Below are 22,672 nucleotides of genomic sequence, written 5' to 3' on the forward strand. Positions count from 1 at the left end.
CTAAATGTCTCATATATGAGACGAACATTCATAATCAGTGTTCCGCTCAAAGCAATGGGAACTTTGTTAGTATTGATTGAAATTGGCGAGCGATAATCGCTCGCCGAATCTTGCTCTGATTTTGGTGCTTAATGGCTTTAATCAGGGTATAAACGATAAGTTTCACGCAATGTGCTGAATGCCTCTAGTTCTGGCTCCCAAGTGGCTTCAATTTCCTGATACGGTTTTCCTTGGCGAATTTGATTGAGTACTTCCGTTGTCCCAATAAGCTGAGCGAGCCATTCTGGTCGATCCACAATTTCACTATCTTGATAACCTAGATCGCGCATCGCCCAGTACCAACGAGAAAATGCCTCAATACTGAATTTGGTGTTTTCAGGTGGAGCAATTCGATAGCTTTCACCATACACATATTGCCCTTGCTGCGGCCAAGCAGAGCTGTCATCTGCAATTTGAAACTCGTGGTTAATTTTTAAGTTTTCATCGGGGTAACCAATCACCTCAAAGGGAGTATTCGTTCCTCGGCCTACACTGATGGTGGTCGATTCAAACAATCCTAAGCTTGGGTAATGAATAACAGACTCATCCGTTTGCAGATTTGGTGATGGCGCGACAGGTAAAGAATAGCTATCGCTGTGACTGTATTCCGGTACCTTAACAACTTTAAGATCACCTTCATCAAGGGACACACCATTACTGAGCCACAATTCACCGTTAATCATCAGAGCTAACTCAGCAATCGTCAGGCCATGGACGACAGGAATGGGTGCCATCCCCACAAAGGAGACATGTTCTGGCTCCATGATTGGGCCGGCGATATAGCTCCCATTTGGGTTCGGGCGATCGAGAATTACTACCTGACGACCGTATTCTGCCGCCGCTTCCATAACCAACTGCATAGTACTGATGTACGTGTAAAAGCGGACGCCGACATCCTGCATATCGAAGACCAGTACATCAACATTCTGCAGATCTTCCTCGGTAGGCTTTTTATGGTCGCCATATAAAGAAATGACTGGCAACCCGGTTTCAGGATCAATGCCATCTTCCACTTCTTCACCTGCATCCTGCTCACCTCGTAGACCGTGCTCAGGTGCGAACAAAGTCGTCACGTTTACCTGTTCTTCAATCATGGCATCAATAAGGTGAACGCCCGTATTCAGGCGCGAAGTTGGATTGACTACCAACCCAACCCGTTTGCCCTCCAAATAAGGCAGGTATTCTTCCAGTTGATCGGCGCCCACTGCAATTGAGGAAGTAGTTGACTCTTCTTCATCACAACCTAGGGTAAATATCGTACTGACTATCAATAATATCGACAGTAAAACCTTCATGTTATTACCTCATCTTTAGTGTGTTGCTTGATATTTAGATGTTGTTAAGCACCCTCTTCATTTCCTGAAAAGGGTGGTAGGGATATTCGCTAAAAAAGCAGTGGGATTAGTAGCTCAGGCCGTGGCCGATGGGGTATTTGAGGTCACCCATACTACCGTCTTCGTTCTGTTCGAAGACTTGCACTGGTAATCGCCCGTTTGGATTGAGGGTACCCAGAATGGTTTTAGCCACAGACTCCAACACGTGTGAGCCAAGATCGTTGCCTTGCTCATCGATACCGTAGTAGTTGTAAGTCGCAATAGCGCTGTGCGAGACATCCTCAAAGTTCACGACATCGTATGGAGCCCGCAAGGTAAGGTGGACAACTCTTTTTTGATTGTCGAAAGCGTATTTCATCATGCTGTAAGCAAATTGGTTATCATCGATTTCCTCTGCTTTTTGACGCTCGTGAACATTGAATACCAGTGAATTTGATGCACTCGATAAACGCTTCAAGGCTGTGCTGAAAGAGTCACCGTTGTCCTCGACTGGAGATGGTTCTGTGGCAGCAGTACCGACAATAATGGTCTGAGCACCATCAATGTTTGTCTTTTCTGCATCTTCCGTGGTTTCAGATATTAAAACACCTGTCACTTGCGTTACCCCTTGCTCATTGAGCGCCGCTTTCAACGCTTTGGCTTTATCACCTTCGCCATAATCAGGCATGATGATGTGTACATTTTCAATTTCATCTGGATTGAGGGGTAAGGTGTCGTCTTGGTTTTCTATCAAGGTAATTGACTTGTCGGTTATCTCCCTTTCTGTCTCTTGATGTTGCACATTACCTATCAAATTCTGAGCGTTATCTTGAACCTCAGAAAGGTCTACTTTCCCCGCAACGTTAAGCACATTCCGCTTTAGCTTAGTAGCAATGATTCGTTCAACAGACTCATCAATGCTTTGCTCAGAAAGCTCTCCAGCCTCTACCGCTGCTACCACTTCATCAATCAGCTCACCTAGCTGCCCTTCACCGCTGGTTGTTCTGAAAAGGGTTGGCATCAGTGCGATATCTACACCAGCCTGGAACGTTTTAATCACCGCATCCGCTTCTTCAAAGTGTGCAGCGATACCTTGCATATCCAGCGCGTCGGTAATAGTGAGGCCCTGATAGTTGAGTTCTTCACGCAATAATTCAGTTTGAATCTTGTGTGATAATGTCGCGGGTACAACGATGGTTTCGCCACTACGACTGCCCACGACTTCGGAATCATCCAAGGCCGGATATTGAATATGAGCCGTCATGATCATGTCTGGTGCCAAGCCTTGGTCGATGGCTTCTTTGTAAGGGGCTAGATCAATCGCATATGCTTCTTCAATGGACTTATTAACGATAGGTAAGCCGTAGTGTGAATCCGATTCAGTATCACCATGCCCCGGGTAGTGCTTAAACGTCCCGATGACATTTTCATCGGCCATTCCTTTTGCTGACTGCCCTCCGAGTAAACCCACCAGTTGAGGGTCTTCGCCGTAGGATCGAACATTAATAACAGGGTTAAGCGGATTGGATTGGACATCAACAACAGGAGCGAAGTTAACATTAAACCCAACCGATTTAATTTCTTTCGCTAAAATTCTACCCGACTCGTAGGCCAGTTCAGGATTATTATCATTTAAATAAGCAGCGCCAAGAGCCATATTACCGGGTAAGTTTGTGGCTTGTGCTCTTGGCAAACGAACAACATTCCCACCTTCTTGATCTATGGTGACAAATAATCCAACCTCTTGATCCTCTTCAACGGCATTTTGCATGTTCCAGATCAACTCGCCAGTTTGATTAATATCGACCAAATTACTACTGAATAAAATCACACCACCGACTTTATCATTGCCAATAATATGTCGAACACTCTCATTTATTTCCGTTAATCCATCAACACATTCAGGATCTCCTTCATCACACCAATAACGAAATGACATTATTATTTTTTGTGAGATCTTTTCTCTCAATGTCATATCTTGTGTAATTACGCGTGCCCTATCTTCCAAAGAGAGGGAGTCCGAATCATCAAGACATCCAACTCCCATCAGGCATGCTATTGTAATTAAAGAAAGTCTTAAGCTCTTTTTCATTCTACCCCCCGCATAATATGATTTTGTTTCTCAGATTGAGTGCGTATTCGCTTATAAATTGCGCCACACTAATCTCTGCTCGGTAGAATGCTATTCAATAAACACGATAATTATTGGAATAAATATCACGACTTATCTATTCCAATAAGTTTTAAAATGGAATAAAACACTGATTAATTATGAATAAAGATATCAAAAGCTATGATTACAAAGATGAGAAAAGGCTATTCCAAATAGGAATAATATTGGTGATATTATGATGAAGAGATATCGATATTTTCTAACAATCAATTCTATGTCACATAAAATGAACAATAACTAAACTAGTTAATTCAAACATATTCAAATAAATAAAAATATAGAATAAGCAAACTAAATATAAACGACCATATTTCAAAAAAGAGTAATATATCCTTATTGATTAGTGGATATTAATTTATACAAAAATCCGATATTGATTACTCAATATCGGATTGGTCATTTTATTCTTTATCGATTGGAGTGAAACTACTCAGTACAGCTTCCAATCCACACCCAGCCAGAATAAGGATCCGCAGGCGTTAATTCTGCATCCGTCCAACGTTCAGCTTCATATAGGCTACCTTGATATGTCACCTGTGCGCCTTCCTCATATTGCCCCGGCTCAAATTCAGGAATATCCGCACAAATGCCATCGCCACCACCGGTGTTTTCACCAATCACTTTCAGTTGTGTTGACTTAACCGCTGACTCCTCACCATCTGAAGCCTCTAGTGAAATAGAGTAGGTCAGATTGTAATCCGTCACAGGCGCGGTCACTTCGAGCGTGGCGCTGTTCGTGTCTCCTACGACTGTTAGATCTGAAGGTACCGTCCATTGGTAGCTCACTTGTTCACCTTCCGGATCCGTTGCCGATGCCGTAATGGTAACCGTTTCCCCACTATCAACCTCGTAATTCGGTGATAGTTCAATCACTGGTGGCTGATTACCCGGCGGTGGCGTTTCTCCACCTTCTCCACCCCAGATAGAACCATCACATTCGTTGCCCATCAGACATGCAGGGCTTTGAGCGTAGGCGTCAACCTTACCGTCTAACCAACCGTTGTCCGTACCGTTGGAGCCAATCGATACAACTGCTGTGGTCGAGCCGCCTCCCCAGAAAATAGAGAATACATTACTCTTCGGCAAATCATGCATCGCCATTCTCGACCAATCATAGCCATTATCTTTTGCAAGGAGTTCACCAACGTTACTCGCACCGTTGTAGATCTCCGCGCTCAGAGCTTTATCGAGTAAGCCTGCTCGAATAGTACTGATATCTGTACTGATACGAGCGTCACCCATAAAGTAAGAGCCACCTGACGCTTCATGTTCAACGCTGATGAGATCATTACCTTCCTCTTCGGTCGGCATATGGCCGCCTGGGATCTGCCAAATCATTGCTGGTGAATCTGCGCCATCACTGATGGTTTTCACATAAGAAAGATAACGTGTCCAGCTCGTTGCATTGTATGCGTAGTTAGCAATCGCTTCCGATCCAAAACCATCTCGTTCATATTTATCAAACACGATGTAGTCAGGAGTGTAGGTGCCGCTGTAGACATCTAACGAAGCGATAAACTCCGCCACTTCTTGGCCTTTAGCTTCAGACTGATCCTCGGATGTATGGATCCAATTCGCAGAGCCCACTGCCCAAAGGTTAATCTGCCAACCGTAAGTCACATCCTCAGCGAGCGCGTTCATGATGAAGTTTAATGACGCAATATAGCCCTTCAACGTATCCTCAAACTGCGGGATTTCTACAGGTGGCTGATAGCCGTAGGTCTCTTCCATGAACTCCAGAGCACGCGCCAACTGATTGTTGACTTCGACACTGCCCGACACACTGAGCATTTCAACGTCAGATGGGTTTTTCTGCAGTTCACCAAGGAAGTCTGGGTTCAGTACAAACGACATAGGCGAGCTGCCATCGCCACGAGCGTATTCCTGCGCGGCTGTCGCCTGAGTAATGAAGGTGGCGTAATGCTTGTAAAGAAGGTTGTTGTCTTTCAGGTCACCCCAGCTTGCGCCACCACTGGCGTTCGCGGTGTAAACTACCATGACAGGCAACACAGGCTTTCCAGAAATTCCAGAAGCCGTTTGAGCGTTCGCGTAGGTCGTATGGAGAGGAAGACCATCTTTCGGCAAGATAACATCTGGGTCACCGGAGCCACTCAGGCCCGCGTACTTAAAGATTGCATCGACGCGCGTAGCTCCGATTTCTTGAGTAGCCTGCTCGCTGTCATTGGTCACGGTGCCGTTGGCAACGAAATCAGGGAAACCTTTCACTGCCAGGCTCATCGCTTCTCGGAACGGCAGGGCTAACACAAACGGAGTACTACCTTCGGTCACCGTAACTGACTCTTCGCCATCGTAGGCGTAGCGCGTCTCACCAGCGGAAACTGGATCAATCTCTACCTGATATTCCCCCGGTTTTACCGTATCAGGCAGGGTGAACGTGTTCTCTGTGATCTCATAGCTATAAAGACCAGAACCATCTGTCGCCACTAAATTCACCAAGACTGGCATCGCTTCAGATGGCAGCCCTGAAAGCGTTGTTTCTACGATACGGAAACCTTCAGTATCAATAGCAGTGGACGAAACGTCTGCAGTTACTTCAGTCTCGCTGTCTTTGTTAACTGAAATATTCAAGTTGTCCTGAGGTTGGTACAAAGTGTTATTCACGGTGACTGGCGAGTAACTTAGATCGTAGCTGTGGCCGTCAAGCAGTTTACCAATATCCAGATTTCCACCAAATGGCACGATGACGCTGCGTTCAATATCTTCGCTGCCTGCAGGATGTACCGCAACGTTTGTAGTTAGGCTTCCAGCAACTCCTTCAATGGCAGGCATGGTGAGATCGATGGCCGCGTAATAAACAAATGCATCGTATTGAACGGAAGCTGTCGGTGCTGCTTGGTCACTATCCACTGTCACCGTTGTTGCTGGCGAAGCCGCTGTAGCAATCCCCTCTTCACTCGACACATCCAAAGCGGTGACCTGATATTCACCATCTTTTAAATGGTCGAGTGTGTAGGTAGAGCCCCATGCGACTGAAACCGTTTCTGTGTAACTTTCCCCTTCAACTAAAATGGAAGCTGAAGACAGGCTGGAGTGAGGGGATGTTGGCGCAATCAGTTCAATCTTACCTTGTAACGCGGGGTCATTCTTGATGATGACTTGCTCAACATTAAGGTCGTTTTGATCGATGAAATCTCCGTTTGTTGAGTTAAGACCAAATATCAGATCGAATGATGCACCTGCTGACAGCGGGTCAGACGTCGCGTCGTGTGTAAAAACAAAAGTATTGGGTGCTGGACTACTAACGCTAAAACCCGGTGCTCCCCATACGGTGTTCACCGACGCATCTTTACTTGTGGTGACCCAAACTTCAGCACTGTCTAAATCCAACGTTTCACCAGACACATTACTGACGGTGACTTGCGCCGTTGAGTACCATTCCTCTACGCCTTGCATTGTAATCTGTGTTTCCACCGACTCACTCTGAGTAGCGGCGATACTATTCTGTGGCGCGGCAATGGCAGATTGAACAGCCAGCAATGGCGATCCCATTAACGCTGCAGTTACCAACAAACTGATCGTTGTCTTTTTCATGATTTAAATCCTATGGCACCTATATCAAACTTAGGTGATGCCTTTATTTGTTAAGCCAAATTTATAGTTTGTTCCGATGCACTATCACCTGTATTAAGACAGTAATTCTCTGTCTTACAGGAAAAGTCGGAACCAAAACTATTTTTTAGTGGGAATCTTAATAAGGCAAAGTTGCTTAATTAAATTTTGATAAGCATCCCAGAATTCAACAACCTCGTTTAAATTGTCAAAAAATTAAATAATCAACCATTATTAATTCTTGAGATTTTTATAACAATCAAAAATAAAAGTGAAGAAATGAAACAATATAGAAACATATATGGCTGAAAAACTCAGATAAAAATAATATCAATTAAATCAATTGATAAATATTAATACCTTTTCATCGATAAAAACCAGTCCATTCACGCAATCGACGATAAATTACACAAAAACAAACAATTTCAACAACTTAAATAGACCAATTCTGAAATGAAAATTTAAATCCTCAAGTATTACCCTGATGAAATCCTACTTTGACTGAAAAATCCATTAATACTTATAAATGAAAGAAAGAATAATCATTAAAACCGACGGTCTTATAACTTAACGTTCTATACCCATTATTTAATATCGTTACAATCATTTCCAACCTTTCATTTAAATAAAATAAGTTGTTAATCAAAAAACTAATGAATATCTGTTAATGAAGAAATAATAAGGCCACTCCGTAGAGTGGCCTTATTAAGCCCTGTATTTATACTCTAATTAGATTACGACGACTGCGATTTAGTGTAATAACCTACAGCGACTACCTTGTTATCTAATACTCGATAATAAGTGTGTTTATTCTCAACGTTACCTGATAACGGATTCAACCATCGGTAGGAGTACTCCCCTCGCCCATTCTTACGCGCCAATGACAATAGCTCGGTCACGATTGGTTTGAGATCTGGGTTAAGAATTTCGTTATGCGAACGCCCCACTAACTCTGGAGAGGTACCGTGAGCGAGAAACTTACCTGAGTTAATGTCGAGTACAAACACGTACAAGTCACCATCCACGAACTCACCATCGATGTCGTTAAACTCGTCTATACTCCGCTGCTCGGAACTCACCATCGCGGCCATTGCTCTAGACAATAGTTGTTTTGCCTCAGTCGCACTGGAACGCTCAGGATAATAGCCCACGGCCACAATCACATCCCCCACCCTTTCAAAGAAGGTTTTCTTGGGCTCCCCCATTCGATCGGTTGGATTGGTCCAGTGATAGTCCACCTCACCATAGCCATTGTGAACCGCTTTCGAGATCATCTCACGAAAGAAGGGCTTACCATACACATCCTGAGTATCCAAAACACTGTCACCAATTAGCACCATTGATGAGCCACCACTGGCGAGAAACTGGCCATCGACTCCCACCGCAAAGACATACAGTTCGTCATCAACAAATGCTGAGTCAGTAGAAAAATCACTGACCGCCTTATCGCCTTGGTTCTGAATATGCAGCACGGCTTTGGATAACAGCGTTTTTGCTCTGCGCTCTGCTTGTGTTGAGACATGCGGCTCCGAGATATCCAGTACATTGACCGCTTGCTGGCTCTCTTCAGCTTGTACTATCGCGCTGCTGAGAGCACTCAGCATCACAGTGGCTAAAAGAAGAATTCGTTGTAATTTCAAGTTCATACCTCCTAGTATCCGACCATAGATGGCAGCCATAAGCTGATTTGTGGGAAGAAGGCAATCACAAACACACCAATTACCGAGGCAAGCACAAATGGGTGAATCTTAGCGGTAATTTGCTCCACTGTGGCCCCGCCTATCCCCGAGGCAACGAAGATATTTTCTCCCAGTGGTGGAGTAGCAAAACCAATCGACAACGTACATACCACCACAATCCCAACGTGCGTTGGATCCGCGCCAAGCATGTACATAATGGGCAGCAATACCGGCACAATGATCATGATGGCCGCTAGGGTTTCCATGAACATACCAATGAACAGCAGTAACGTGATGGTTAGCGCCCACACTAAGTACATGTTGTCGGTGAAGCCAAGCAGAGATTCCGCCACTACCACTGGTATTTTCTGTTCGATCAGCAGGCGACCAAACACAGTGGCAGCAAACAAGATCAGCAGGACGCGACCTGTAATCCAGGTTGTGGTTGACAGCGATTTAGTAATGCTCTTAAACGACAATTCACGGTGAATAAACAGCCCGACAAACAGCGAGTAGAAGATCGCAACCACGGCCGATTCGGTCGGAGTAAACATGCCGCTGTAGATACCGCCAAGGATCAGAAACGGCGCTAATATGGACCACACACCACGGCGCAAAGTATGCCTGATATCACCGAATGACCAGTTCTCTGTCAGGCCGGAATAGCCTTTGCGCTTCGCAATCATGTAGTTGGTAATAACTAAGGTCGATGCCATGATCAACCCCGGAATGACCCCAGCCACAAACAGCTTTGGAATCGATAGAGAGGCAAACTGCCCGTGCTGTGCAATGGCTTCCGGTGGGGCCATTAAACCCATCGCCGAAATGCCAAAGATGACCAAAGGAATCGAAGGCGGAATGATGATCCCGAGGCCCCCTGAGGCAGCGGTGACCGCCGAAGCGTAGCTCTTCTCATAATCACGTTTGACCATCGCTGGCACCATCAGCATACCCACCGCCGCAGTCGTCGCAGGCCCTGAGCCCGAAATAGCACCAAAGAAAAGACACGCCATGACGGTGGCGGCACCCAGCCCGCCAGTAACCGGCCCGGCAAGGCTCTCGGCGATATCCACCAATCGCTTGGAAATCCCGGCCGCTTCCATCAAAGCACCCGCCAGAACAAATGAAGGCAAAGCCATCAAAGGGAAATTACCGACTGAGGTAAATGCGATTTGCACCAAGGCAATCGGGTTCTTATCCAGTATTAAATAGGCAGCCATTGAAGCCCCTGCCAGAGACACAGTAATCGGTGCGCCTAAGATCAGCAGGGTTAAAAAGCCGCCAAACAAAATCAGAGTTAAATATTCATCCATCGTTACTTCTCTCTCTTACTGCGAGTTCAGCGACTTCTGCATCGTCAGTTTATTGAGCTCCTTGACCTCAGGGTCTTCACTTTTCACTCCTTTGAACAAGCGCTCGTAATTGTTCCAGAGGATCCTGATCATCATTAGTGAAAACGCGATCGGAAGAATCATGTAGAAATACTTCATCGGAATCCCCGTCGTCTGAGATTTCCAGAACAGGTTCATTTTGTTGAACACAAAGTCATAGCTCAGATAAACGAAGTAACCGTTGAACAGTAACCAAAGGAAATCTGCAATGGTTTCACTGATGGTCTGGACGATAGGAGGGAAAAACTTGAAGTGAAAACTGACTCGGTTATGCGCCGACATTTTGGCCGCGACAACCGCGCCTAAATAGGCAAACCAAACAAACATATAGGTGGCGACTTCGTCTCCCCATGGAATGGAGTAATCGAACAGCTGGCGTGAAATGATCTGTGAGAACAACAGCAGGACAAAACTTGCCAGTAGCAGGCAGCAAGTGTATTCCTCGACATTGTTCAAGTGTTTTTTAATTGTTTTAGCGACTGACATATAGCCTCCGATGTTGATCTTTACATGACAACCAGTCGCTCAAGGGTATTGAACAGATAAACAAGTAAGGCCATGTAAAAACCCTACCTGCCCTGCTCGGGACAGATAGGGTGTATCTTGTCGTTATTGTCTACCCAGTAGTTCAAGAACGTTATCTAGCTTTTCTTTGCCTCCGATACTTGAGTAAAACTTAGGCCAGACAGATTTAGTGACTTTATCAATCCACTCTTTCTCACCGTCAGCTGGGTCTGTAAACACCATGCCTTTGTCTTCAAGGTCTTTACGAATTTTGCTTTCTGTTTCCTGTAGGTAAGCAAAGCTGTGTTCCGTTGCTTCTTTACCTGCATCAAGAATGATTTTCTGCATTTCAGGAGATTGTTGCTGGAAGATACTTTCACTGATGATCAGTGGTTCAAGCGAGAAGATGTAACGAATGTTGGTGACGTACTTCTGCACTTCGTTAAACTTCATCGCATAGACAGTGATGTATGGGTTGTCTTGACCATCAACCACGCCTTGTTGCAGACCAGTAAATGTCTCAGACCACGCCATCGGAGTTGGGTTTACGCCCCAAGCCTGATAAGAGGCAATCATAATTTCGTTACGAGGGACACGAATCACCAAGCCTTTTAGGTCAGCCGGAGACGCAACCGGTTTTTTCGAGTTTGTCAGCACACGGAAGCCTGAATAGGCCCAGCCCACAACACGCACACCAGCATCACGGATGGTGTTTTCCACCAGCTCCTGACCGACAGGACCTTGCGTCAATAGCACAGCTTCTTCAGCACTTTGAATCACGTAAGGCATAGTTAGAAGGCCAACCGTTGGAGAGAAAGGTGTGACGTTATTGATCGCCAAAACAGAGAAGTCCAACAGCCCAATGGCCGCGTCGTTGACGGTATCTTGCTCGTTACCTAGCTGACCATTCGGAAACAGGTCGATTTTGACCTTGCCATCCGTTTTTTGCTCCATCAACTCTGTAAACTTAGTGCCGAGTTCCCATTGAGTGCCACCGGCGGCATCGCCGATTGCCATCTTGAAAGTTTGTGCAGCCGCTGAGTGTGACAATACTGTCATCGCTACAATTGTCATGCCTGCTACAATTTTATTCTTTATAAGTTTCATAGTCTTAACCTTTTCATATCGCGCAGATTCCCTACCTACGCTTTGCTCACAAGGTGACCTGGTACAACTTTCCTGGTCGTTTGTATTTCCCTAATCTGGAACGTTTAACTGGTTACAGCACCTCATCTTTTAGCTGATACCATTGATAGAGGAACCGCTGCCCAACTCGTCGAAATGGTGCAAATAACTCCGATTCCACCACTTCCCTCACGTTCGGGAATGGAAGTTTTGATTCAAATATTGGAAGGTCGAGTGTATGGCCTTCACCTGCTATCCACTGTGCTAAGCGCTTACCAGCCTGCGCCGAATACATCACGCCATTTCCGCCATAGCCCAACGCATAGAAAATGGACTCGCTCGGGTTTGGCTGATAAATCCGCGGCATCATGTCGTGGCTGACGTCTACCCAGCCCCACCACGAGTAATCGACCTGAATCTGATCCAGTGCGGGGAATTTACGCGCCAGATCTGCTCTTAGCATGTCTTCGTACTTTTTCTGCGGAGCGTCACGGCCCGTGATAGCACTTCGTGTACCAATCTGTACTCGGTTGTCTGGCAATAAACGGTAGTAGTGACGCAATACGCGTGTATCGGTGATCACCTGATTGGTTTTAAAATTGCACGCTGCTATTTCATCTGCAGTCAGTGGACGCGTCACCATGGAGTTAGATAGCACCGGCAACAGACGGTTTTTGAGAGAAGAATGCAGACCCTGACTGGTGTAGCCACCCGTACACACACCGACCGACTGCGCTTTCACCACTCCGCCAGGTGTCTTGAGATAATGCACACCACCTCGGGTTTCCCACCCTGTGACTGGACTGGCGGGGTGCACTTTAACTCCAAGTGCTCGCGCCTTTTTCAAGTAACCAAACGCCAACTTGCCCGCATGAATACCGATGCCTTCAGGCTCATGCATCGCCCCCGCCGCTTCCTGATCACCAACGTACTCTCGTTTTACAGTGTCGGCATCTAAGATCTGCGCATCATAGTTGAAGGTCTCACGAAGCAATTTGGCTTCCTTCTCCAACGTCGGCATGATCTTGGCGCGGTGAGCAATGTAGAAGTGGCCACCCGGCTGAGGATCACAATCAATGTCTTTGATCAGAGACTTAAAGGTGTTCATTCCATCCACACACTCTTGGTGCATTTTTAGAGCAGTATCAACACCCCAGCGTTGAATCCATTGTGAACGCTTCAGTCTTCCGGAGGCGCATTGCGCTTGCCCGCCGTTTCGGGTGCTACACCCCCAACTTAAACGGTTGGCTTCAATCACTGTCGCTTTAATGCCGTACATTTCAGCTAAGTGAATCGCGGTGCTTAAGCCGGTAAATCCGGAGCCAATGATGGCGACATCAACATCCATATCGGATGTGATCGGGCCGTCGTCTTCTGGCGGTGCGCCTGCCGTATCAACCCAGTAAGTCGGCGCGTATTCCTTACCCTGTCCCGGGTTTTTGTCTTTAAGCGGATCGTACTTGGGATCGTACTTATCTTTTGCTTGTGTCGTTTTTACCTGAGGCTCTTCAGCATCAAAGGCTGGCTGGTCCATGACTAAACTCATAATTCGACTCTCCTGGTCATAACACGTGAATAACGATTTCTTAGCGCGTTTATTTATTAGGAGTCTGTGCCGGTCGAGTTTTTCTGAACGCATTCTTCACTTGGATCTTGCCACCTTTAAGTGTGAAGACATCGACCATACGAGCTTCAGTCACACTGCCATCTGGATTGGTGGCAGAGAACGTTGATTCTGTAATGGCTTGGTCACCACAGACGAAGTGAACCGGATCACTCCAAGCTGCATCAGGGAAGTTTTTGAAGACCGCTGCAAAGCTGTCACGAACCGCTTCCTTTCCTTCAATAGTGGTGCCAAACAATCCTTCGCCAGCAACCGTGTGGAATACGCAATCATCAGTCATGAACGTCATCAAGGCTTCAACATCGTGATTGTTCCACGCATCGCTAAATGATTGTAAGAAAGCACTATCGACTTGGTTTTCTTGTACTAATGTCGCTGCAGTAGTTTGCATATTCATATTCCAAGGTCCTTTTATGTTTACGTTATTGGTTTAATATCAGCAGATGATCTGCCATTTATAATTAGAGCAATAAGACTAGTTAACATTTTGTTAACAAGGTCCCTCACTTTATCTTTGAGTTTTATTTAATTCAAACGTTGAGTTCACAGATTACAGTTTTATGACTATTTAATTATTCAATTAAAAATAAAATATAGATTTATTTAATAAAGCTATCAATTTGAATTATTAAATAATAATGACACTGTATGCTCAATCAAAATCAAAGTCTTGATGATAAACTCTTCCGTATTGTTCAAGAACACGTTGTTCATTTTTATTATCATGTTCTGATGAAATATCTCCTTTATTTTTATTACTCATGATTTCTGCATCATTTAAGTGAGTATGCACATCTGTATTTTCTTTTTCAGATTGATACGAAATACCCATAGCTATCAATTCCTCTATAAGTTTCTTTTTCACTGAAGGTAATATATGAATCAATGTCAATCGATTTGCATATTCCTTTTCCGCATACAAGGATTCAAAGTATTCTGTCGCGCTGCGTTTCAGAGGGTGGATGGAATACCACTTCTCTCGGTCTCGCTCATACGTATCACAGCTTGCAGCATTAAATATCTTTGTGCTTTTCAGAGAGTATGGGCAATCAACAAATCTAACATGCTGATTATCATTAGCTTTAAGTACCGTCATACTCTGAACATTGTCACTGTGGCAGACAGACCACAGCGCTTTACTGGCATTCTCAGTCCATTCTAATAGCCTGGTTGGAAAGCCTTGTAGCCTCGCCATACACATCAATAGCCAGTCATTAATCTCACGCTTATCCTGACAATGGAAGCCATAAACTCTAATGGCTGATAACGTCTCTTGCTCTAGGTCATATATATTTCTAGCACGAACACAACCAAGTTTAGGAACTAATATTGAGTTATTATTTTCATGTGCATGATATAAAGTTGGACCGCTATTATTACCAATGGTTTCTATTATATTGAAAAAGTCTTTAATCGAACTTATGTAGTGTTTATCATCCATAATTACATCCTTATAGTACTAATAATCACAAATACTAAGAAACCATTCGTTGACCATAAATCACAGTCAAAATATATCCCGCTATAAAGACAGCATTAAGCAGTAATAACAGTATTGGTTTCCATCCGAGAGAAAAAAGCTTTTCAAATGAAGTTTTTACCCCTAAAGCTGCAATTGAAATCACCAGACACCATTTAGAAAGTTCAGACATACCTTCTGCCAATGGTGCAGAAACCCAACCAAAACTGTTAATCGTAATTAAACCAATAAATACAATCAGAAAGAACGGCATTATTGGTGTTGATATATGCGAATCTGAATTGCCGTTATGACTTTTTACCCTGAAAGTTAATGCAATGAGTAAAATCACTGGCATTAGCATGGCGACTCTGAACATCTTCGCTAGCGTCGATGCATCACCGATTTCTGTCGATAACATAAATCCGGCGCCAACTACCTGCGCCACATCGTGAATCGAACCACCGAGGAACATCCCCGCTTCACTCGCTGTTAAGCCAAGTGAATTAACAATCAGTGGATACAACACCATGGCAATTGTTGAGAATGCGGCGACGCCAATCGCTGTCATCAGGGTGTATTGCTCATTCTCCTTGCTTTGAGGGATGGTGGATGAAATGGCCATGGCCGCTGAAATGCCACAGATTCCCGTTGCGCCCCCAGCAAGTAGGCCAAACGTTCCCGATACGTTAAGCAGTCTTGCCAATATAAGACTAAATGAAATGGTCAGTACGACTGCGCCAGCCAGAATCCCTACCCCTTCCAGCCCAATCGCACTGACATCGCTGAAAGCAATGCGCACGCCCAGCAATGCCACACCAATCCGCACCAGTTTCTTTGCCGCAAACTCGATACCTGCACCGCACTTTTCGTGATCGGATAAAAAGTGCAATGAGATACCCAGCAACAATGCATAAAGAAACTTAGGGCCTCCATAATGATCAGAGACAAAGGTTGCTGCCGCTGCAATCACGACACTTAGCAGCAATCCCGGTGCGATGCCTGTCGCCTCAAAATAGAGACTACGCGGCATTTTCATTGTTTTAGAAATCATTACATCCACCATCTTACTCAATCCCTGAGTCCGGCCACTTTCTGGCCGGACAGCCAATCCGCGACTTATACGTAGTCTTTGTATTTGTCGAGGAAGCGGACAGGTTTAGACAGTGCATCCCGGCGGAACGGGTCGCCCAATTCCTGAGTACACATGATTTCGATGATGGTGGTTTTGCCTTCGTTCATTTGCATGTCGATGGCTTTTTGCAGAGTAGGACCAACATCTTCCAGTTTGTCGACGGTAATCCCTTCAGCCCCCATTGCGCGTGCAATTTCAGCAAAGCTCTGGTTATCCAGCTCACCAGCAACAAAGCGGCGATTGTAGAAGTCGACCTGGTTCTTCTTCTCTGCGCCCCATTGACGGTTATGGAATACCACCGCAGTCACAGGAATGTTGTGACGAACACACGTCATGGTTTCCATCAGGCTCATCCCCCATGCACCATCACCTGCGTAAGAAACCGCCGGACGATGTGGCGCAGCAACCTTAGCACCAATAATGGTTGGGAAAGCGTAACCACAGTTACCAAAGCTCATTGCGGCAAAGAAGCTGCGCGGTTTTTCAAAGCGAAGATAGCTGTTCGCCACTGAGTTGATGTTACCGATGTCGGTAGACACCATGACATCTTCTGGCATCGCTTTTTCAAGTTCACGCAGTACCTGACGTGGATGTAGGTACTCACCACCAGAGAACGGTGTTTCATTAGCATTTTCTTCGATCATGTCTAGGCTGAACGGGTCACGTTCATGCGTCCACTCGTCGAGCTCTTTTTCCCACAATGCTTTTTCTGTCGCGACTTTATCCAAGCGTACTGCTTTGTTTTCATCACATGCCAAAGCACGTCCTTCAAGCCTTGTCGCTAATGCCACTGCCGATGCTTTCGCATCACCACAGATGCCAACAGAAATTTTCTTAACCAGACCCAACATTTTATTATCAGCATCGATCTGGATGATTTTGGCGTCTTTTGGCCAGTAATCCATGCCGTGCTGTGGCAGCGTACCAAATGGACCAAGACGAGTTCCGAGCGCAATCACCACGTCGGCCTGAGAAATCAGCTTCATCGCCGCTTTGGAACCTTGGTAGCCTAGCGGACCACACCAAAGAGGATGGCTAGCTGGGAATGAGTCGTTATGCAGGTAGCTGTTAACCACTGGAGCGCCTAAACGTTCTGCAAGTGCCGCACACTCTTCAATCGCATCAGCCATGACCACGCCACCACCTGAAATGATGACAGGGAATTTCGCTTCTGCGATCAGCTCTGCCGCTTCATTAAGGGATTGTTCACCACCTGGGCCTCTGTCCAGACGAGCTGGTTTTGGAATCTCAGTCTGAATTTCACCATAGAAGTAATCACGAGGAATGTTGAGCTGGGTTGGGCCCATTTCACTCATTGCTCGGTCAAAACAGCGACCTGTGTACTCCGCCATACGATCTGGATGGGTCACATGGCCCTGATACTTAGTAAACTCCTGAAACATTGGCAGCTGGTTACACTCTTGGAAACCGCCAAGACCCATAGTCTTTGTGCCCGTTTCTGGTGTGACGATCACAACTGGGCTGTGTGCCCAATAAGCCGCTGCAATCGCAGTAACACAGTTACTGATGCCCGGACCATTTTGTCCAATAACAACACCATGTCGTCCAGAAACTCGTGAGTAACCGTCAGCCATGTGAGCAGCGCCTTGCTCGTGCACTACCGGAATCAATCGAATGCCTGCAGGAGCGAATATATCCATCGCATCCATGAATGCTGATCCCATGATGCCGAACATATCTGTTACGTCATTGGCAACCATGGTCTCAACGAATGCTTCTGATGGTGTCATTGTCGCATTGCCGGAAACAACCGTGCGTTTTTCTTGCTCACTCATTCTTCCCTTCTCCTTGAATTGACATAAATTTCACTTTTCGGAATGAATTGTCTCTTTTTTTGATTCAAATTCACCTTAGTTGGGGATTTTTTCGCCGTCAAATTTTTTCATCAAATTGGAACAATTCATTCTAATTAATAAAACTGGATCACATTATTGACAGTTTTTTGTACAGAAAGTGTCGTTAAGTCATTCAGACCTGCTCATAATCGAGCACAGATTTGTTCAGGCTAGTAGATGGTCACTGAACATATGGGGATCAGCGCTGTATTAAGAGGGAAGGAAAATGGATCAGGCACTCATGGCACCAAGCAAGCAGGTTAGCGTTCGCGAAACCTTTGGCATCGACAGTGATTTGGAGGTGTTAGCATTTGAAAAAAGAGGAGAATATGTTCCTAAAATAGACCCTAACTATTGCTTTGATCCTGAGGTCACACTGGCGATTTTAGCTGGGTTCACTTCAAACCGACGCACCTTGATCCAAGGCATGCACGGTACCGGCAAGTCTTCGCACATCGAACAAGTCGCAGCGAGACTTAACTGGCCTTGTCTGCGAATCAATTTGGATGGCCACCTGAGCCGACTCGACTTAATTGGCAAAGACAGCATAGTGCTCAAAGATGGTTTGCAGGTCACTGAATTTAAAGAAGGTATTCTTCCTCAGAGCATACAACAGCCAATTGCATTAGTACTGGATGAATACGATGCAGGCAGGCCAGATGTGATGTTTGTTATCCAGCAATTGCTGGAACAAGATGGCAAATACACGTCTCTCGAACAAAATCGCGTGATCACCCCGCATCCGTTTTTTCGCCTGTTTGCGACATGCAATACTCTCGGTTTGGGTAACTTTTCTGGACTGTACAGCGGGACTCAAGTCCTCAACCACAGTCAGTTGGACCGCTGGAATATCATTGCAACTCTCAACTATTTGGATGCCCAGCATGAAGCCGCAATCGTCTTGTCGAAGATCCCCCAGCTCAACACGGAAAACGGACGCCAACTGGTCAATAAGATGATTGCCACTGCGGGGCTTACCCGAAATGGCTTTGCCGCCGGTGACCTTTCCACCGTGATGTCTCCAAGAACCGTTCTGACTTGGGCGGAAAACATTCAGATTTTCAACAGCGTCGCTACCGCTTTCAGGCTGTCTTTCGTCAATCGTTGTGAAGATGAAGAGCAAGAACTGGTCGCTGAGTATTACTACCGCTGCTTTGGGGAGGCTCTGTTCTCTGACAAATGCGCTACCACATCTCAGGAGCCCATCAGCCATGGCTAGTGTTTCCTCTCAGCAGAAAAAGATCCTCGACCTGAGTGTTTCTGTCGCCCGTGCAATCAGTGGCGAAGATACATTAAGCTACCGAAGTGACCGTCTGTACAAAGGCAATCGCCCGTTTTATTTTCTGTCTGCCCACACCAATGACCTGACTTTCCTGACTCGTCACGAAATGACAAAAAGTAAACAGGCTACGCAGGGAAAAATGGACTCAGCCGCACTGAGACTGCTTTTGTCCGACTCCCACCTGCACCAAGCACGGCGACCAAAACATGACATCGAAAGGCTGCTTTTCGACTTCTGCGAACAAGTGCGGGTAGAGTCATTCATCCCAGAACATTTCAAAGGTGTTCAACAGAGCACTCGATTTAACTTTGCTTATTGGAGTGAGCAATATCATCAAAATGGCTTCACCGAGTCTCGCCTCGGTATTCTTCTGTTTACCCTGATACAGGTGATCTATTCAAGATTAACTGGCGTTGCGGTTGCTGAACCGATTGCCGAGTCGATTGAAGCGACGCGCGCCGGAATCGTGCCGTTAATCGGGCATTCGCTCAAGTCATTAAAACAAAATAGGCATCAGCAAGCCGAGTTTTCGATTTATGCTCTGCAACTTGCCCAGTGTGTTTCCGAGCTCATTGAAAGCGAAGAAAAAGAGTCCGAGAACCAAAGCACACCTACCGTCGAAGAAGACATCAAAATCCTCGCGCAAATTGCCCTTATCGTCGATGGCGATATAGAAGAGACTGACATTCCAGCCGATGAAACCGGCCAGAGTAAAGTGTTTGAATTGGCCGATGCGCAGTACCAGGTTTATACACGTGAATTTGATCAAGTTCGCCAAGCGACGTCCCTTGTCCGCCATGCTCTGCTCGATGAACTAAGACAGAAACTGACCGATGATATGATGGCGCGTTCGATCAATACCCGACGTCTGGCGGCGATGTTAGCCAGCAGTGTGCTAATGCCAGAGCAAAATTGTCATCGGGATCAGTTGGAAGAAGGCATCGTTGACGCCGCCGCCATTACACGGGTGGTGACATCGCCCTATGATCGCCACATTTTCTTTCAAAGTGATATCGGCGCCTCTTCCAACGTTGCCATTTCCTTCCTGATCGACTGCTCAGGCTCGATGCAAAAACACGCCCATAAGCTCAGCATGTTAATGGATACCTTGCTTAAATCTGTCGGGCTGGCCGACATCCCATGTGAAATTCTCGGATTCACCACAGGAAACTGGAATGGCGGCAGAGCTTATCGGCAATGGCTGAAACAAGGGCAACCCCAACACCCGGGGCGTTTAAATGAAGTGCGCCATATAGTTTTCAAAGACTTTGATACCCACTGGCGCCGTGCACGGCGGGGAATCGCCAGCCTGCGTAAAGCCGACATTTTCAAAGAAGGGATAGATGGTGAAGCTATTCAGTTTGCAAGCCAACGGCTCACCCAACAAGGCGCACAACGTAAGATTCTGATCGTTTTTTCTGATGGGTGCCCGATGGATACCGCGACCTCCACGGTTAACGATTCGTTTTATCTCGACAACCACCTTAAGCAAGTCATCGAGCAAGCAACGCATAGCGCCCAGATTGACGTCTATGGCGTTGGCATGGGGGTCGATCTCAGCCCTTATTATCAGCGCAACATCATTATTGATCATCAGGAAAACTGCTTGTTTACCATCTGTCGTCACCTGTTCACCATGTTAAAACGGTGAACAGGGCGTTGTTAAGGTTGTAGTGAAAGAAGAGAGGCGATGATCAGGTAGCTGCCTATCATCAATAGTACTGAAAATACCAACTTCCTCAGCTGTTGACTGGACAAAGGGGGTGGAAAACGCCGCGCGATGATGGTCACCCCTGTTACCAAAGGAATAGCTACTGCTGATAGCAGCAATATGCTCGATTCCAGACTGCCGTCAAGATAGACATAAGCGGTACGAGACGCCGAAGTACACGCGAAAACCATCAATAAAGTGCTGCGCACTAACTCAATGGAAAACGGCTGTTTGTAGAGATGGTAGACAATCGGCGGCCCAGCCATGCCAAACAGACCACCAGCCAGACCAGAGCCAAACCCTGAGAACAAAAATGAAGTAGAAGCAGAACGGTTTTCAAGCGTTTTGGGCTTAAACACGAAGTTAAGCCCGGCACCGAGAATCATGATCCCCAGCATCCCTCGCATGATATTGGTCGCCGACGCACTCAGCTCGTCGAGCAAATACACACCCGCCATGACCCCGGGCACGATACCCACGACCAATGCCAGCATGATTTTCAATTCCCCCTTTAGTGGCTTACCAACAAGAGCTACCAGACAGTTAAACAGGGTAACAATGCTGACCACAGCGGCGATAACGGGTAGAGAGACCAAATTCAGACTGACCGTCAGGCCAATCACTATGATTCCTAATCCAAAGCCCGTTACCGTTTGAAAGTAAGTACCAATGGCGATGGTCGCGAGTATGGCCAGTAAAGCGGGTATTTCCATTCAATCTCCTAATTCACGCTGCTGGTGAGCGCGGGGTCAACCGGGCCCGGTTGCGTGTTATTCTCTTCTTGTGCCTGCACTACTGTCACAGCAATGACATTCACGATGTCGTCGGCGGTACAGCCGCGAGACAGATCGTTCGCCGGTTGATTCAAACCTTGCAAAAGCGGGCCAATCGCAACTGCTCCACCGAGCCTTTCGGCCAACTTATACCCAATATTGCCTGCCTCCAGATTAGGGAAAATAAGTACATTTGATTGCCCTTTGACTTGAGAGTCTGGCAGCTTCTTAGCGGCAATTTCCGTCACTATAGCCGCATCAAGCTGAACGTCCTGATCGACAGCGATATCTGGGCATCGCTGTTTCACCAATTGCGCGGCATGGCGAACTTTGTCGACGGATTCGTGCTTGGCACTGCCGTTGGTTGAAAAGGACAGCATCGCGACTTTAGGTTTTTCCATCAAAAGGTTACGTGCGCTTTGAGACGCAGCCACAGCGATAGAGGCCAACTCGCTTTCATTAGGCTCGATCACTAAACCACAGTCACTGAAGATCAATCCCCCTTTAAGGTTATGGAACGGCTCACACAGCATCATCAAGAAAAAACTCGACACCAATTCACTGTCTGGCGCAGGGCCAATGATCTGTAACGCTGCTCTCACCACATCTGAAGTTGTGTACTGCGCTCCGTTAACCGTGCCATCACTTAAGCCTTCAAGAACCATCAGGTTGGCGAAGATCAGCGGGTCTTGTACTTGTTGCAGAGCTTGGTCGTAAGACAACCCTTTCGCCTTTCTCAATAGGTAGTATCGCTCAGCTAGCACTTCTTTAAGTGGTGAACTGTCAGGAGAGACAATATGTACCCCAGCCAGACTGACCTGATGCAACTTGGCGGCATCACGAATCACTTGTTTGTCACCAACTAAAGTGATGTGGGCAATCTTCCTGTCCACTGCCATTCGAGCCGCAGCGAGTACACGCGGGTCCTGCGCCTCACTCAGTATGATCCGCTTACGATTCTGTTGAGCTTTGTTGATGATCCTTTTTATCGCTTTCATTTAACAAACTCCATTTAGTGAGACAAATTGTTCCATATAT

General features: G+C 46.2%; 16 protein-coding genes. 2 read left to right on the top strand and 14 right to left on the bottom strand.

What is annotated here, in order from left to right; translation table 11 throughout:
- Nucleotides 1-137: 137 nt before the first annotated feature.
- The 12 genes from VIC_RS08720 to xsc form a co-directional block, all read right to left on the bottom strand.
- Nucleotides 138-1,334: an exo-beta-N-acetylmuramidase NamZ family protein gene (locus tag VIC_RS08720; RefSeq protein WP_006959171.1), complete on the bottom strand. Its 1,197-nt coding sequence runs from the start codon at nt 1,332-1,334 to the stop codon at nt 138-140.
- Nucleotides 1,335-1,440: 106 nt separating this feature from the next.
- Nucleotides 1,441-3,444: a glycoside hydrolase family 3 protein gene (locus VIC_RS08725; RefSeq protein WP_330217469.1), complete on the bottom strand. Its 2,004-nt coding sequence runs from the start codon at nt 3,442-3,444 to the stop codon at nt 1,441-1,443.
- Between the two features lie 507 nt (nt 3,445-3,951).
- Complete coding sequence (locus VIC_RS08730; RefSeq protein WP_006959175.1) at nt 3,952-7,077, bottom strand: hypothetical protein; 3,126 nt, start codon at nt 7,075-7,077, stop codon at nt 3,952-3,954.
- A gap of 752 nt (nt 7,078-7,829) precedes the next feature.
- Entirely contained in the window at nt 7,830-8,699 is an 870-nt protein-coding gene (locus tag VIC_RS08735) for a cache domain-containing protein (RefSeq protein WP_413788332.1), read from the bottom strand.
- Nucleotides 8,700-8,746: 47 nt separating this feature from the next.
- A complete protein-coding gene (locus VIC_RS08740) occupies nt 8,747-10,087 on the bottom strand; it encodes a TRAP transporter large permease (RefSeq protein ID WP_006959180.1) in 1,341 nt (446 codons plus the stop codon).
- Between the two features lie 15 nt (nt 10,088-10,102).
- On the bottom strand, nt 10,103-10,651 hold the full coding sequence (locus tag VIC_RS08745; protein ID WP_006959181.1) for a TRAP transporter small permease: 549 nt from the start codon (nt 10,649-10,651) through the stop codon (nt 10,103-10,105).
- 123 nt (nt 10,652-10,774) lie between these two features.
- On the bottom strand, nt 10,775-11,776 hold the full coding sequence (locus VIC_RS08750; RefSeq protein WP_006959184.1) for a TRAP transporter substrate-binding protein: 1,002 nt from the start codon (nt 11,774-11,776) through the stop codon (nt 10,775-10,777).
- Nucleotides 11,777-11,888: 112 nt separating this feature from the next.
- Nucleotides 11,889-13,340, bottom strand: coding sequence for an NAD(P)/FAD-dependent oxidoreductase (locus VIC_RS08755; protein ID WP_006959187.1), 1,452 nt, complete (start codon nt 13,338-13,340; stop codon nt 11,889-11,891).
- Nucleotides 13,341-13,389: 49 nt separating this feature from the next.
- Nucleotides 13,390-13,815 carry a nuclear transport factor 2 family protein gene (locus tag VIC_RS08760; RefSeq protein WP_006959189.1) on the bottom strand — a complete coding sequence of 142 codons (426 nt, stop codon included), beginning with the start codon at nt 13,813-13,815 and terminating at the stop codon, nt 13,390-13,392.
- Between the two features lie 255 nt (nt 13,816-14,070).
- A complete protein-coding gene (locus VIC_RS08765; RefSeq protein ID WP_006959191.1) occupies nt 14,071-14,859 on the bottom strand; it encodes an FRG domain-containing protein in 789 nt (262 codons plus the stop codon).
- A gap of 34 nt (nt 14,860-14,893) precedes the next feature.
- Entirely contained in the window at nt 14,894-15,931 is a 1,038-nt protein-coding gene (locus tag VIC_RS08770) for a YeiH family protein (RefSeq protein ID WP_039951777.1), read from the bottom strand.
- Between the two features lie 65 nt (nt 15,932-15,996).
- Nucleotides 15,997-17,808 carry a sulfoacetaldehyde acetyltransferase gene (gene xsc / locus VIC_RS08775; protein WP_006959195.1) on the bottom strand — a complete coding sequence of 604 codons (1,812 nt, stop codon included), beginning with the start codon at nt 17,806-17,808 and terminating at the stop codon, nt 15,997-15,999.
- A gap of 286 nt (nt 17,809-18,094) precedes the next feature.
- Here xsc and VIC_RS08780 point away from each other — a divergent pair, with 286 nt between their 5' ends.
- Together VIC_RS08780 and VIC_RS08785 are read left to right on the top strand one after the other, a co-directional pair.
- Nucleotides 18,095-19,087: an AAA family ATPase gene (locus VIC_RS08780; RefSeq protein ID WP_039951656.1), complete on the top strand. Its 993-nt coding sequence runs from the start codon at nt 18,095-18,097 to the stop codon at nt 19,085-19,087.
- A complete protein-coding gene (locus VIC_RS08785) occupies nt 19,080-20,801 on the top strand; it encodes a cobaltochelatase CobT-related protein (RefSeq protein ID WP_006959199.1) in 1,722 nt (573 codons plus the stop codon). The genes VIC_RS08780 and VIC_RS08785 overlap by 8 nt, the downstream gene beginning before the upstream one ends.
- A gap of 11 nt (nt 20,802-20,812) precedes the next feature.
- Here the strand turns inward: VIC_RS08785 and VIC_RS08790 are convergent, their stop codons facing one another.
- Together VIC_RS08790 and pta are read right to left on the bottom strand one after the other, a co-directional pair.
- A complete protein-coding gene (locus VIC_RS08790; RefSeq protein ID WP_006959201.1) occupies nt 20,813-21,574 on the bottom strand; it encodes a TSUP family transporter in 762 nt (253 codons plus the stop codon).
- An 8-nt stretch (nt 21,575-21,582) separates the two neighbouring features.
- Nucleotides 21,583-22,632: a phosphate acetyltransferase gene (gene pta, locus VIC_RS08795; protein WP_006959203.1), complete on the bottom strand. Its 1,050-nt coding sequence runs from the start codon at nt 22,630-22,632 to the stop codon at nt 21,583-21,585.
- Between the last annotated feature and the right edge of the window lie 40 nt (nt 22,633-22,672).

Source organism: Vibrio coralliilyticus ATCC BAA-450, assembly GCF_000176135.1.
In the GTDB taxonomy this organism is placed as follows: domain Bacteria; phylum Pseudomonadota; class Gammaproteobacteria; order Enterobacterales; family Vibrionaceae; genus Vibrio; species Vibrio coralliilyticus.